Origin of the sequence: Reyranella sp. (assembly GCF_044224635.1) — a bacterium.
In the GTDB taxonomy this organism is placed as follows: domain Bacteria; phylum Pseudomonadota; class Alphaproteobacteria; order Reyranellales; family Reyranellaceae; genus Reyranella.
This window is the reverse complement of sequence record NZ_JBGAKA010000014.1, coordinates 1-14,637: the sequence shown is the minus strand read 5'-3', so window position 1 is coordinate 14,637 and position 14,637 is coordinate 1. Positions and strand designations below refer to the sequence as shown.

Annotated in this window: 8 protein-coding genes; 3 read left to right on the top strand and 5 right to left on the bottom strand. The window is 65.3% G+C overall.

Annotated features, from left to right (window positions below):
• Positions 1-59 precede the first annotated feature (59 nt).
• Complete coding sequence (locus tag ACILR9_RS14535) at positions 60-2,183, top strand: tetratricopeptide repeat protein (protein WP_395710655.1); 2,124 nt, start codon at positions 60-62, stop codon at positions 2,181-2,183.
• A 66-nt stretch (positions 2,184-2,249) separates the two neighbouring features.
• Here ACILR9_RS14535 and ACILR9_RS14530 read toward each other — a convergent pair whose 3' ends face one another.
• Complete coding sequence (locus ACILR9_RS14530; protein WP_395710654.1) at positions 2,250-3,788, bottom strand: class I SAM-dependent methyltransferase; 1,539 nt, start codon at positions 3,786-3,788, stop codon at positions 2,250-2,252.
• Positions 3,789-4,167: 379 nt separating this feature from the next.
• Between ACILR9_RS14530 and ACILR9_RS14525 the strand changes: the two genes are divergently transcribed.
• Positions 4,168-5,706, top strand: coding sequence for a class I SAM-dependent methyltransferase (locus ACILR9_RS14525; RefSeq protein ID WP_395710653.1), 1,539 nt, complete (start codon positions 4,168-4,170; stop codon positions 5,704-5,706).
• 9 nt (positions 5,707-5,715) lie between these two features.
• Here ACILR9_RS14525 and ACILR9_RS14520 read toward each other — a convergent pair whose 3' ends face one another.
• Complete coding sequence (locus tag ACILR9_RS14520; RefSeq protein ID WP_395710652.1) at positions 5,716-7,254, bottom strand: class I SAM-dependent methyltransferase; 1,539 nt, start codon at positions 7,252-7,254, stop codon at positions 5,716-5,718.
• Between the two features lie 368 nt (positions 7,255-7,622).
• Between ACILR9_RS14520 and ACILR9_RS14515 the strand changes: the two genes are divergently transcribed.
• A complete protein-coding gene (locus ACILR9_RS14515) occupies positions 7,623-9,161 on the top strand; it encodes a class I SAM-dependent methyltransferase (protein ID WP_395710651.1) in 1,539 nt (512 codons plus the stop codon).
• Positions 9,162-9,214: 53 nt separating this feature from the next.
• Here the strand turns inward: ACILR9_RS14515 and ACILR9_RS14510 are convergent, their stop codons facing one another.
• The 3 genes from ACILR9_RS14510 to ACILR9_RS14500 all read right to left on the bottom strand — a co-directional run.
• Positions 9,215-10,744: a methyltransferase regulatory domain-containing protein gene (locus ACILR9_RS14510; protein WP_395710650.1), complete on the bottom strand. Its 1,530-nt coding sequence runs from the start codon at positions 10,742-10,744 to the stop codon at positions 9,215-9,217.
• Between the two features lie 128 nt (positions 10,745-10,872).
• Positions 10,873-11,676, bottom strand: a complete 804-nt coding sequence (locus tag ACILR9_RS14505) for a SapC family protein (protein ID WP_395710649.1) — start codon at positions 11,674-11,676, stop codon at positions 10,873-10,875.
• Positions 11,677-11,817: 141 nt separating this feature from the next.
• Positions 11,818-14,637: beta strand repeat-containing protein (locus ACILR9_RS14500; RefSeq protein WP_395710648.1), on the bottom strand; the 2,820-nt coding region annotated here is incomplete at its 5' end.

Genomic DNA, 14,637 nt, shown 5'->3' with positions numbered 1-14,637 from the left:
ACTGGGGAGGAGCGTGACAGAGCGCCTGGATGCCCTGAGATGGCCGGGAAGGATGCGTCTTGAGGAACCGCCCCACTCCCCCCAATCAGGCCGCGGTGCAGGCAAAGTTCGAGGAGGCTCTGGCTCTCCATCGCGGCGGCCAGCTGGCCCGCGCCGGCGATCTCTACCGCCAGGCGCTGGCGCTCCAGCCCCGGCACTTCGATTCCCTGCACCTGCTGGCCATCGTCACCGCCCAGTCGGGCAAGGTCGACGAGGCGATCTCGCTGTTCGACCAGGCGCTGGCCGTCAACCCGGGGAGCGCCGGCGCTCACTTCAATCGCGGCAACGCCTTGCAGGAAGCGGGGCGGCACGACCGCGCGGTCGAGAGCTACTCGAGGGCGATCACCCTCGATCCGGACCAGCCGGAGGCTCATTTCAACCATGGCCGGGCGCTGGCCGACCTCGGCCGGCCCGACGAGGCGATCGCGAGCTACGATCGCGCGATCGCGCTGCGGCCCGGCTATGTCCGCGCCTTGTACAATCGCGGCAACGTCCTGCGCAGCCTCGACCGCCTGCCCGAAGCGGTCGAAAGCTACGGCCGTGCCCTCGCCCACGATCCTCGCCATGCCGACGCCCTGAACAATCGTGCCACGAGCTTGCGCGATCTCAAACGGTTCGCCGAAGCGATCGCCGACTACCGCCGCGCGCTCGAGCTCAAGCCGGACTTTGCCGACTGCTGGGCCAACCTCGCCTCGGCCTATGTCGACGTCAAGTCCTACGCCGAGGCCGCCGAGCACTTCGACCGGGCGATCGAGCTCGGATCCCGGGCGGCGTACCTGCACGGCGACAGGCTGCATGCCCGGATGCATGTCTGCGACTGGCGCGACGCCGACGCGCTCACCGCCGATCTGGTCCAGCGAGTCGCCGGGGAGGAGGTCGCAACGCAGCCGTTCGCGCTGCTGGCGATGGTCGATGACCCTGCGCTGCATCGCCGGGCATCGGAAACGCTGGTCGCATGGCGCTGGAAGAAGCACGGCAGGGTGCCGCTCGCGCCCCTGCCGGTGCGCCCACACGCCCATCGCAAGGTGCGCATCGGCTATTTTTCCGCCGATCTCCACGAACATGCCACGGCCTACCTGATGGCCGAACTGTTCGAGCGTCACGACCGCGATCGTTTCGAGATCGTGGCCTTCTCGTTCGGGCCCAGCCACGACGATGCCATGCGCCGGCGGCTCGCCGCCGCCTTCGACCGCTTCATCGATGTGCGCGACCGCTCGGACCGCGAGATCGCCCTGCTGGCCCGCGAGCTCGGGATCGATATCGCCGTCGACCTGAAGGGCTATACCGGCGACGGCCGCCCCGAGATCTTCGCCTACCGCGCGGCGCCGGTACAGGTTGCCTATATCGGCTATCCCGGCACGACCGGGCTGGCCGAGATGGACTACCTGCTGGCGGATCGCACCCTGGTGCCCGAGGCGAGCCGGCCGCATTACACCGAGCGCATCGTCACGCTGCCGCACAGCTACCAGGTGAACGATTCGCGACGGACAATCTCCGATCGCCTCGTCACGCGCGCCGAGCTCGGGCTGCCCGACCACGGTTTCGTGTTCTGCTGCTTCAATGGCAACTACAAGATCCTGCCGGCGACCTTCGCGACCTGGATGCGCCTGCTGCGCCAGGTCGACGGCAGCGTGCTGTGGCTGCTGGGCGATTCGCCCGCCTCGATCGCCAACCTGAGGCACGAAGCGGCGAACCACGGCGTCGACGGCGAGCGCCTGGTCTTTGCCGGGCGCATGCCGCTTGCCGAGCACCTGGCGCGCCATCGCGCTGCCGACCTGTTCCTCGACACGCTGCCCTACAACGCCCACACGACGGCGAGCGACGCGCTGTGGGCAGGGTTGCCGGTGCTGACCTGCATCGGCCGGTCCTTCGCCAGTCGGGTGGCGGCAAGCCTGCTCGGCGCCGTCGGCCTGACCGAGCTGGTGACGACCAGCGAGGCCGACTACGAGGCGCTGGCGCTTGCCCTGGCGCGCGACCCCGAACGCCTGGCACGGCTCAAGGCAAGGCTCGCCGCGAGCCGCGCCACCGCACCGCTGTTCGACGCCCCGCGCTTCACCGCCGCCCTCGAACGCGCCTACCTGCAGATGCACGCCCGCCACCAGGCCGGCCTGCCGCCCGATCATCTCGAGGTCGGCTGCACCTAGCCCTCTGCTCGGGAAAGGTCCCTCGCCGTGCTCGGGATGACACCATTGTTGTCATGACGGCTCTCGTCACATGATCTCGAGCGCTTTCAGGATCGGGATGCGCTTGTCGGCGAACAGCTGCGCCATCTCCGTCAGGTGGGCGACGTTCTGCTCGGGAGCCTCGAGCGTCTTGCCTTCCTTGATGATACGCTGACCCTGTGCCGCGAGGATCTCCCAGGTCCGGTTGGCCTGCTCGGCCGGGGTCTTCTTGCCCTCGCCGATCGCCAGCAGGATGAGCTGCTCGAGGCGCTGGACGGTGACGCCGGAACCCGACACGGGGGATGCCAGGAAGTTGATGTCGGCGGTGCTGCGCGAGCGCATGCAGATGGCCTTGTTGAGCGCCTTGCAGTGGGCCCGCGTGGCGGTGGTCGGGACTCGCGCCGGCGTCACGTGGCCGATGCCGGTGAGGGCCATGAGCGCCTCGGAGACGTGCATGGGCGTGAGCGACTTGACCTTGGGATGGCCGGCGATGCGCAGCAGCGACTTCGGCTGGAAGTCGTTCTCGGCCAACACCTCGAGCACCGGCTTGTAGACCTGTTCCTGCAGCGTCCCCTCGCCGATCGCGCCCTGCACCTTGAGGGGGACGTCGGCCACCGGCGTCGCCAGCATGAAGCCCTGGCCCTGCAGCACCTCCGAGCGCTCGAGCGGCGTCAGGCGGCGCAGGCCCTTGACGAAGATGTCGCGCCGGAACTGCTGGTTGACGAGGTAGTCCCGCACAGACTGCTTGAGCACCGGGTGCTGGATGCCGGCCAGCAGCTTGGCGCCGTCCGGCGTCAGGTTGATACCGTCCAGATGATCGAGCAGATGGGCCGAGGCCGCGAACGAAAGCTTGGCCTCGCTCAGCAGGCGGGCGACCTCCGAGAAGGCCATGAGATCCCAGTCGCGATTGAAGTATTCATGCGCGAGGTAGTTCTTGGGCTGATCGGTGATCCGCTTGAGGCGCTCGGTAACCGCCGGGTTCTGCCGAAAGTAGAGGGCACCCGAATCGGCGATGCTCTTGGCGAACGTCAGCGCCCCCTCGACCTTGCCGATCATGCCGCCCGCATCCGACCCGGCCAGGTCGGAATGCAGCGTCATCAGATGGCGCAGCGGCTCGGCCGGGGCCCACCCGGGGAAACAGTTGTAGCTGACATAGACGATTCCGCCGACGCGGAGCTTGCGCCGGATGAGATCGACGATCACTTGGCGGTTCTCCGCCGAGATCCAGGTCCAGATGCCGTGCAGGGCGATGACGTCGAAGTCCGGCAGATCGGGCCGATTGGCAAAATCGGCGAAGGACTCGTCGAACAGACGCGCGCCCGAGCCGCTGGCGCTGGCAAGGGCGCTGGCATGGGCGGCCTGGCTGGGGTTGAAGTCCGTCCCCCAATACTGGCCGGGATTGGCGGCGGCGTGGATGTTGATCGACAGGCCCTGACCGAAGCCAAGCTCCAGATAGGTCAGGGTGTCGCCCATCGGCGGCGCCACCCCGGCGTAGAGACAGGACAGCCTCAGGATGTCGGGGTGCAGCTCGCGATAGTACCCGTGGGTGTATTCGAGATCGGTGACGTAGCCGGAAGTCCAGTCCATGCAAGCCCTCTTGCCAAGGATGCCCCAATAGCCCGCCCCCACTGACAAGTCTAACATCGGCCTGACCCCGTCACCCCCTGGGTCCGGATGGGCCGTCCGCCCGCCAACGCGCGGGGGCTTCGAGCGGATGCCCAACCGGCCCGGCGTCCAGAGCGAACCAGGCTTCAGGGGGTCATGGTCATCCAGACGAGGTCCAGTGCTGCTACCTTCATGAGAGCGGCATAGCGCCACCCGGTGCCCGACCGTTCCGCGCTCGCGGCCTCACGGGAGGTGTGCCGGACGTCTCAACGTCGCTGCGTTGGCGAGCGTTCCAAGACGTGCTGGCCCAGCAGTCGCCGTTGCGGTAGGTGTCGATCGCACAGGTAACGACGGGACAATCGTGGACTGGACATCTGGATACGTAGCGGACGTCGACTACAGCTACGGCTACTATCGCGAGCTGCATCCCGGCCTGCTCAGCCTTGCCTGTCTCAACGCGGGCGTGGCGCCGCCGCAAGGCGACACGCTGACCTATCTCGAGCTGGGCTATGGTCGCGGCCTGTCGATCAACATCCATTCCGCGGCCAACGACGGCATATACTGGGGGACGGACTTCAACCCCAATCACGCCCTCGAGGCACACGCGCTGGCCGCGGCATCGGGCAGCGGCGTGCGGCTGCTCGACGAGTCGTTTGCCGACCTCGCGGCACGAACCGACCTGCCGGAATTCGACATCATCGGCCTTCATGGCATCTGGAGCTGGATCTCGCCCGAGAATCGCAATCACATTGTCGACATCATCCGGCGGAGGCTGAAGCAGGGCGGCCTGGTCTATATCAGCTACAACTGCTTTCCCGGATGGGCGCCGGCCGAGCCGCTGAAGCATCTGATCGGGCTGCACGGCCAGTTCGCCGGGTCGGAAGCCGCCGGCAGCCTGGGCAAGCTCGAGCTCGCGCTGAAGTTCGCCCGCGAGGTGGTCGATGCCGGAGCCCTCTATTTCAAGCAGAATCCGGCCGTGGTTCGGCGCCTCGAAGGGCTCTCCGGGCTGGACCGCAACTATGCGGCGCACGAGTACCTGGCGCACGACTGGCATCTGATGGCTTTCTCCGAGGTCGCCCGCATCCTGGGTGAGGCGAAGCTCTCGTTTGCCGCCTCGGCCCATCTGCTCGATCATGTCGATGGTCTCAATGTCATGCCCGAAGGCGCAAAGCTGTTGGGAGGCATGCAGGATCCGGTGCTGATCCAGTCGGTTCGGGATTATCTGATGAACCAGCAGTTCCGCCGTGACATCTTCGTCAAAGGGGTGCGACGGCTGCCGGGACTGGAGCGTTGGGAATTGCTGCAGCAGAGATCCTTCGTGCTGGCCTGCCATCCGGATGACGTTTCTCCCACGGTGCAAAGCACCCTCGGCCAGGCAACGCTCCAGGATCGCGTCTACAAGCCCGTGATCAGGGCGCTGGCGGAGAACGGCAACGAGCCGAAGTCGCTCGGCCGGCTCTGCGCCCATCCCGAGGTTCGGCAGATCGCCCGCCACGAGGTCCTCGAGGCAATCATGGTGCTGACCTCGATTGGATACGTCTCGCCGGCAGGAGAGCCCTCTGACGCTGTGCGCAGGCAGTGCAAGGCCCTCAACCAGTATGCCTGCGCGCGCGCGAAATTCGATGGGGACGTCCGCCACCTGGCGTCGCCGATCAGTGGAATGGGCGTCGCGGTAAGCCGAATGGAACAGCTTTTTCTCGCCGCCCTGGCTGCCGGCGACGCAACGCCTGCCGGACAGGCGCAGCGCACCTGGGATGTCCTGGCCCGGCAAAACCAGCACCTCATCAAGGAAGGCAAGACGCTGGCGACGCCGGCGGAAAATATCGCCGAGCTGACGAGAATGGCCCAGGCGTTCAGCGACAGACGGATCACGGCGCTGAAGGCCCAGCAGATCGCCTAGCAGGGCAAGTCAGGCAATCTCCAGCGCCTTGAGGATGCCGAGGCGCTTGTCGATGAAGAGCTGGGCCAGGCCGTCGAGGTGGGCCACATTCTCTTCGGCCGCCTCCAGTGTCTTGCCCTCCTTGATGATCCGCTGACCCTGCATCTGGAGTATCCCCCAGACGTGGCCTGCCAGGTCGGCGGCGCTGCTCTTGCCCTGGCTGAGCCCGAGCAGGAACAGCTGTTCCATCCGGCCGACAGCGATGCCGGCGCCGGTCACCGGCGAGGCGAGGTAATTGATGTCGGCCGCGCTGCGCGAGCGCAGGCAGATCGCCTGGTTGAGCGCCTTGCAACGGGTTCGTGCCACCGCCGAGGGCACGCGCGCAGGTGAAACGTGGCCGCTGCCGGTCAGCGCGATCAGAGCCTCCATAATGTGGGCGGGGGACAACGACTTGACCTTTTCATGCCCGGATATGCGCCGCATCGACTTGGGCTCGTAGTCATTGTCGGCAAGAGCCTCGAGCATCGGTCGATAGATGTGCTCCTGCAGCGAGCCTTCACCCAGCGCGCCCTGAACCTTGAGCGGCACCTCGGAGGGTGGCGAGGTCAACATGAACCCCTGGGCGGCGATCATTTCCGAGCGCTCGAGCGGCGTCACGCGGCGCGCGCCCTTGACGAAGATGTCGCGGCGGAACTGCTGGTTGACCAGGTAGTCGCGCACCGATTGCCTCAACACCGGGTGCTGGATGCCGGCCAGCAACTTGGCGCCGTCGGGAGAGAGATTGATCCCGTCGATATGGTCGAGCAGGTGCGCCGAGGCGGCGAAAGTGAGCTTGGCCTCGCCCAGGATGCGGGCGACCTCGGAGAACGCCATCAGATCCCAGTCGCGGTTGAAATACTCGTGCGCAAGGTAGTTTCTGTTCTGCTCGGTGATGCGCTTCAACCGTTCGGTCACCGCGGGATTGAGCTTGAAGTAGAGTGCCCCCGCATCGGCGATGCTCTTGGCAAATTTCAGCGCGCCGTCGACCTTGCCGACCGTGCCGGCGGCTTCCGAGCCGGCAAGATCCGAGTGGAGCGTCATGAGATGGCGCAGCGGCTCGGCCGGCGCCCAGCCCGGGAAACAGTTGTAGCTGATGTAAACCAGGCCGCCGACCTTGAGACGCCGATTGATCAGGTCGACGATGACCTGACGATTCTCGGACGAGATCCATGTCCAGATGCCGTGCAGGCCGATGATGTCGAACTGCGGCAGGTCGGCGCGGCGTGCGAACTCGGCAAACGACTCGTCGAGCACCTTCGCGCCAGCGCCGCTGGCGGCGGCGAGTGCCGCCGCGTGCGCCGCCTGGGTCGGGTTGAAGTCGGTGCCCCAGAAGGTGCCCGGGTTGGCGGCGGCATGGATGTTGAAGGACAGGCCCTGGCCGTAGCCCAGCTCGAGATAATGGTGCACGTCGCCGGCCGGCGGCGCGACGCCGGCGCTGAGGCAGGCAAGCCTCAGGATGTCGGGATGCAGCTCGCGATAGTAGCCATGGGTGTATTCGAGATCCGTGACGTAGCCGGATGTCCAGTCCATTCGTTTGCCCCGCCCTTGAACGCGATGGCGGCCAACCGCCATCCGATGTGTCCGAAACCTGGTGGTGGGCGGCGGCCCTGATGGCCGCTCGCCGGTTCCGTAGAAGTGTAGCGTGGGCGACGGCGGCAAAGAAGCCGGGTCCGGTTCGCCGAGATCGATGACTTTGGAGCACCCGTCTCAGGGCACTCGCCGGCTTCATCTCACGTCCACAACGACGGCCGACTCCTCTCGCAGTCTGCGACCCCGTATTGGGACGCCAGCGTCGCTTGACGTCGATCCCCCCATGTCGCCGGCCACCAAGTGCCTCTCCATCTGCTCGATGGTAGGGTCGAGCGGTTCGTCTCGCGAACCGCATGAAGGGGTCCAGGATGCAGCTTGGTGCAGGCTATGTCACCGACGTCGACTATGTTCATGGCTACTATCGCGTGCTGCAGCCCGATCTGATGAACCTCGCCTGCATCTGGGCCGGTGTCCGTCCTCCGGAGGTCGAGGCACCGAACTATCTCGAGCTCGGATTCGGCCGGGGACTATCCCTCAACATACACGCCGCAGCGGCACCGGGAGCTTACTGGGGGACCGACTTCAATGCCGGCCACGGCGTCGAGGCCTCGGTATTGGCCGCGGCATCAGGAGCGGGCATCAGGCTGTTCGACGAATCCTTCGCTGAGCTCGCTGAGCGACGGGATCTTCCCGATTTCGATTACATCGTGATGCATGGCGTGTGGAGCTGGCTGTCGCCGGAGGATCGCGACATCGTCGTCGATCTGCTTCGACGCCGGCTGCGCCCCGGCGGACTGTTTTACGTGGGCTACAACTGCCACAGCGACTGGATGGCATCGGCGCCGCTCCAGCACTTGCTCGGGCTTCATGCCGAGCTGACCGGATCGCAGTCGGCGGACCTCAAGACGAGCGTCGAGTCCGGGCTGGAGTTCGTCCGGAAGATCATGAACGCCAAGGCGAGGTTCTTCGATCAGAATCCGGCCGTGTCGTCTCTCCTCGAAGCCCTCAGGACGCAGAGCCCGAACCTCGTCGCCCACGCGTATTTTTCCCGGCATCACTCGCCCGAGGGCTTCGCCGACGTATCGCGCATCCTGTCAGCCGGCAATCTGAGCTTCGCAGCGTCCGTGAAGCTCCTCGATCGCTTCGACGACATCAACATCCCGCCTGAGGGGCAGCGGCTGCTGCAGGAAATCGGGCAACCGTCCCTCGCGGAAACCCTGCGCGATTACTTCATGAACCAGCGTGTTCGAGGCGATGTCTTCGTCAAGGGAATGCACAGGCTGACGCCAGAGGAAAGGTTGGAGGCACTTCTGTCGCTCAGGGTGATGCTCATTGCGCACCTCGAGGATGTTCCGAGGTCGGTCAGGGGTGCCGTGCGCGACCTCGATCTGAACGAATCGGTCCACCGAAACCTGCTCGAGCTGCTTGCCGCCGATGGGCATGAACCAAAGCCTGTACGGGCGCTCGTCGACGCTCCCGGGTTACGCTCGTTGCCGCGCGGTCCCGTTGTAGACGCGCTGGTCGCGCTCATGGGCGCGGGGGCCGTCTCCACTGTTCGCATGCCGACGGAGTCGACACGGGCGCGGTGCAGGGCGCTCAACCGTCACTTCTGGAACCGCTCCCGCACGGACGGAAATATCGCCTGGCTGGCGTCCCCGGTAATCGGGGCCGGCGTGTCGGCCAGCCGACTAGAGCAGCTTTTTACCGCGGCCGCCGCGACCGGCCGCGCCCAGCCCGAGCAGCAGGCCGCCGTGGCATGGCACTTCCTGTCGGCACAGGGCCATCGCCTCACTGTGGCGGGACGAACTTTGGAATCGCCGAACGAGAACCTGACGCACCTCACCGAAATGGCCAAGGTCTTCAATCGCAAGCGGCTCGGCATCCTCAAGACGCTCGAGGTTCTGTAGAAGATTGGACGCGCGATTCGGTGGGGCCCGGCGGATACGCCTGGGCGTTCTGGTCACACGACTTGCAGCGCCTTCAGGATCGGCAGGCGCTTATCGATGAACAGGCTGGCGAGTCCGGCCAGCTCGGCAGCGTGGTGCCCGGAAGCCTCGATCGGCTTTCCTTCCTCGACGATGCGCTGGTCTTGCGCGGCCAGCACGTCCCGCGCATGCACCGCAAGGTCGCGTGGTGTCGATCTGCCCTGTCCGAGGCCGAGCAGGAACAGCCGCTCCAGGCCGCCGATCGGTATGCCCGACCCGGTGACCGGCGAGGCCAGGAAGGCGACGTCGCTTGAGCTGCGCCAGCGCTGGCAGATTTCCTGATTGAACGCCCGCGAGCGGCCTAAGGAGGCTTCGGTTGGAGCCCTGGCTGTCGAGACGTGGCCGATACCCGTCAGCGCCAGGGCAGCTTCGATCACCTGGGCATGAGGGATCGCCTTGAGCTTTTCATGGCCGATCAGGCGACCGAGGGACTTGGGCTCATGGTGGTTCTCGGCCAGCACGTCGATCAGAGGTCGATGGATATGCTCCTGCAGAATGACTTCCCCCTGCGGAGCACGTGCCCTCAGCGGCACGTCGTCAGGCGGGGTGATCAGGATGAAAGACTGGGCCATCAGGGCCTCGCCCCTTTCGAGGGATGTCAGGCGCCGAAGGCCCTTGACGAAGACGTCGCGCCGAAACTGTTGATTGACGAGATAGTCTCGGACGGACTGCCTGAGAACCGGGTGCGGGATGCCTGCAAGCAGCCTGATCCCCTCCGGCGAAAGGTTGATGCCGTCCAGATGGTCGAGCAGATGCGCCGCGGCGGCGAAGTCGAGCTTGGCCTCCCCGAGGCTGCGCGCCACCTCGGAGAAGGCCACGAGATGGCGGCCGCGACCGAGGTATTCGTCGACCAGACGGCCCGGTGGCTGCCCCGCGATCGTCCTCAGCCGCTCGCTGACTGCCGGACTAGCCTTGAAAAGCAGGGCTCCGGCATCCGCGATCTTATTAGAGAAACCAACGGCGCCTTGCAGCCTTTCCGCGGATCCTGCCGAGCCCGAGCCTGTCTGGTCGGAATGTAGAGCCATGAGATGACGCAGAGGCTCAACTGACGCCCGGCCTGGAAAGCAGGAATAGTTGACGCAAACGATGCCACCGACCCGCAGGTTGCGTCGCATGAGTTCGACAATCATCCGCCGATCGCGCTTCGGGATCGAGTTCCATTCATCCTGTACGGCAATGACGTCGAACTGCGGCAGATCTCGGCAGGCAGCGAACGCCGCGAGCGAGCCCCTGCCGCCGGACCCGCTGGCGACTGCTGGGGCCGAGGCGTGCGGCTGCTCGCCGGAGGCGAGGCCGGCGTGCCAGAACGTACCAGGGTTGGCAGCGGCGTGGACGTCCAACGACGCGCCGGGGCTGCATCCCACGTCGAGATGGTGCACCACCTCTCCCGTCGGCGGCGAGACGCCGGCGCTGACGCAGGCAAGCCGCAGGATGTCCGTCTGAAGCGTTCGATGAGCGCACTGCGAATCGTCGAGGGCGGCAACCGGGCTCGAACTCCCATTCATCGAGGCTCCCCTTTTTGTCCTCTCTGTTTCAGCTCACGTCTTCGCGGGCATGCGTCGGATCGCACTCCGGCAGGTCGCGCGTCATGCCTTCCGGCCCGGCCGGCGGCGCGCCATACGCTGTCCGGCGCTCAGTCGAAGCGAAGGGAATCGGGGTCAATCATCGTAAAGCTCTCGCCGGGCCGTGTATCGGGAGCCGACTGCGGCACTGGCGGGACGGGCGCGGCCATCTGGCTGCGAAGGCGCTGCAGTTGCGCGAACACGGTCAACTGACCCATCGACAGAAGCTGGGCGTAAGCCATGGGGAGGGCCTGCGACCTGCGAAGCCGCAGGAAGCCATCGTCGCTCAGCTTGTTGAGGGCCACCTCGTCGACGCGCTGCAGCCCGCGCACGATGCGCTCCTTGCCGCCGTCCGACAGCTTGAACTCCCAGGGGCAGAGGACACCCTCCTGGACGAGTGTCTGCACCGCGGCCACGGTCATTATTCTGTTCTGCTCGAACTTCGCCAGCAACTCGAAGGCAGCCTTGGTTGCAGGCGCCAAGTTTCCCTCGAGATCGTAAAACAGCTCCGTCGCATGGGCGACGTCGCTGAGCTGATCGGCATCGGAATCGACCCAAAGCGAGAACTGTTCTGTTTCGCCCTGGCGAAGAAGCCTGAAGGGATAGGTCAGGAACATGAGCGGCACATAGGGTGCCAACCAGCGCCCGTCAGGAGCGACGAACGCATTCTTCCCGGGCTCCGGCGACAGGACTGCCACTGGCGCAAGCTGGCCGGAGACCTCGACGAAGGCAATCGGCATCGTCGGGACGACCCGGCCGAACTCCAGGCCGGCGATCGGTACGTAGTGATCCTTCGCAGCGAACTTGAAGGTTTGCAGACGCCGCCAGACCTGATTGGCGTGGGTATCGCGCGATACGGGGACCAGATTGACCATTCGCCGCCTGCCTGTTTTCCATCCGGTGGTCGGGTACGGGATTCGCCCACCCCTATAACGCAAATCGGCGGGGGACCTGAATCCCCCGCCGTGTTGCATGACCGGAGTCGCTGGCGCGACCCCGGTCCCTGTCTGCACTCGTCAGGCGAAGTTGCTCGCCAGCATCGAGTTGTTGCCGACACCCTGCAGGACGCCGACCAGGTCGATGCCCGCATCAGCGAACGTGTTCGCCGTGTTGATGTCGACCGCCATGATGTAGGCGTCCGCACCGGAGTAGGCGACGAAGGTGTAGTCGCCCAGAGCGATCATGTTGATCGGGGTGTCGAAGTAGGCCCGCGCAACGGCCTGCGACCACACCACCGGGAAATCCCCGATGGCGAAGATGCCGCCCGAGTTCGGGTCCATGTTCACCACCTCGACGCCAGCGCTGACATTCGTCCCGAGCAGCGAGCCACCGATGCTCTGGTAGTTGCCGTCGCTGATCGCCGTACCACTGTGCTGCACGGCCAGGACGTCGAAGCCCGACCCACCGCCGCTCTTGAAGTTCAGCACATTGGCATGACCGTCGTTGTTGGGTCCGACGCCGGGGCCACCAATAGTGGCGTTGGCGTCATTGATCGTCACCGTGTCGGTGCCGCCACCAACCAGATCCACCGTGACGATCGGAGTGGTTGTCACGTTGGCCTTGAAGGTGTCGTTGCCCGAGTTCGTGAGGTTGTACTTCTCGATCGGGTTGGTGCCCGTAAAGGCCGTCGTGCTCGTCGTCGTCGTCGAGAGGTTGACCGTCTCGACGCCGGTGCCGCCGGTGACGCTGCCTCCGCCGTTCGTATTCACGAACTGATCCCAGGTCGCCGCCGTCATCGACACCGAGGCGTTGGCAGAGAAGTCCAGCGTCTCGAACGATCCCGCGACCACGTTCGTTCCAACGATGTCCGCGGTGTTGTTGAGGTGCAGCGTGTCGGCGCCCGCACCGCCATCGATCTTGCCGGTCACGGAGCCGGTCACGTTGACCGTGTCGGCATCCAGATCGGTGAAGATGTCGACGCCGGTGTGGCCGCCCGCCAGGTTGACGATGTCGGCCGCGTCGAGCACGACCTTGAGGTTCGTGCCGCCGCCCAGCGAGTTCACGACGTAGCTCGCTCCGGCAGTGGCAATCAGGGTCACGTTGCTGAGACCAGCGTTGATGTTGGCCGTGTTCTGTCCGCCGCTCGAATCCAGGTCGGTGACCGTCTGACCGCTATGCGCGATCGTGTAGGTGTGGTTACCCGCACCATTGCCGAGGATGTAGTTCTCGACCTGCGCCATCGTCGTGCCGCTGAACCCGGCACCGCCGTCCGTGGCAATCGTGATGGTGTTGTTGCCGGTCGCGACGGTCGACAGCGGCACAAACTGGTTGTGCTGCGCGTTGGTCATCGTAACCGAGCCGTTGAAGGCGATCACGAGGTTCTCGAAGTTCGTGACGCTCACCGGGCTCAAAAAAGCAGGTGTCAGGTCGTCACCGCCAGCCAACTCCAGGGTATCCTGCCCGGCGCCGCCATTGAGCGTCACTGACCCAATAGAAGCCCATGCACCGCCCACTGTCGACGTGACGATGTCGTCGGCGTCGTTGGTGTTGATGGCGATGACACCAATGCCCAAGATCGACACGGTGCCGAAGGTGACCTTGTCCACGCCTTGCTGACCAAGGCCGGCAAGACCACCGTTATAGGCCTGCACCGTACCCGTGCCGAACTTCAGCTGGGTATTGCCGACCGCGTTGTAGACGACGCCGCTCAACGGGGTGACGTTGAGACCGATGACCTGCGACGTCGAGCCTGCAAGCAGGAAGTAGATCTCGATGTTGGTCGTCTGCGTGTTCAGGTTGAGACCACCGGCATCCGTCGTGATGTTGAGGACGTCGAGGATCCCGCCGTCGCCGTCGATCTTCGTCGCACCTGCAACCTGCGCCGCCGTAGCATTGAAGATGTCGACGTCGGTGTTGCCCGTGACCGTCCCGGTCTGGGAGTCCGAGAACGTGAAGTTGTTCGCTCCGGCAGCGAGATCGTAGTTCTCGATGCCGAACACGCCGGTCAGCGTGCCGTTGCTGCTCATGACGAACTTGTCGCTCGCACCCGGCGCAATCACGGTCAGCGGATTGAGGCCATTGTGGAACGCCACGTCCATCTTGACGATCGAGTTGCCGGGCGCCTGAAGCGTCAGGTTCTCGATGCCACCGCTGCCGATCTTGATCTCGGTGTTCGGCGACTGGAGGATCAGGGTGTCGCCCTTGGCGTTGTTCGTGCCGCCAAGGATGGTGCCCGTCAGGCCGCCGAACGGGTTGATGATGACGTCGTCATCCGCCCGGCCGGTCACGCTCTGGCCAAGCTTGCCGATCGTGAACACGTTGCTGTTCGAGCCGTCCTGACCCAGGACGTACTGCTCGATTCCGGCGTCACCGGTGGTGGTGCCGTCGGTCGTCAAGGTGATCGTCTGCACCTTGCCGGCACCGCCCGTGTTGGTGAACGGCTTGGTGAAGTCGTTGTGTTGCACCAGCGTCATGCTGACGTCGACGTCGGTGTCGCTGAAGCTCACCGCCTTCGGGCCCATGACCGTGCCACCGTTCACGCCGGAGACGTCGGTCGTGCCGCCGGTGAACTGCACCGTATCGCCGGCACCGCCGCCGACCAGCTTGCCGGTGAACTTGCCGGCACCATAGTTGATGGTGTCGTTGCCGCCCGAGCTGATGTCGACGTTCTGCGCGAGGCCGACCAGGCCGGCGTTGTTCTTGGTCACCGTGAACGTGTCGTCGCCGGAGGCCAGGACATAGTTCTCGATCCCGACATCGCCCGTGGCAGTGCCCGAGTCGGCCAGGAAGATGGTCTGGGTGTTGGCCGTCTTGTTGAAGTCGACCGTGTGCAGCCCGTTGTGCTGCGCCACCGTCATCTTCACCTCGACGTTGGCATCGCTGAAGTCCGCGAACTT

Bases quoted from the DNA above. Each gene is read 5' to 3' on its own strand.
- ACILR9_RS14515 (WP_395710651.1), top strand. From the start codon at position 7,623: ATGCAGCTTGGTGCAGGCTATGTCACCGACGTCGACTATGTTCATGGC.
- ACILR9_RS14530 (WP_395710654.1), bottom strand. From the start codon at position 3,788: ATGGACTGGACTTCCGGCTACGTCACCGATCTCGAATACACCCACGGG.
- ACILR9_RS14510 (WP_395710650.1), bottom strand. From the start codon at position 10,744: ATGAATGGGAGTTCGAGCCCGGTTGCCGCCCTCGACGATTCGCAGTGC.
- ACILR9_RS14520 (WP_395710652.1), bottom strand. From the start codon at position 7,254: ATGGACTGGACATCCGGCTACGTCACGGATCTCGAATACACCCATGGC.
- ACILR9_RS14505 (WP_395710649.1), bottom strand. From the start codon at position 11,676: ATGGTCAATCTGGTCCCCGTATCGCGCGATACCCACGCCAATCAGGTC.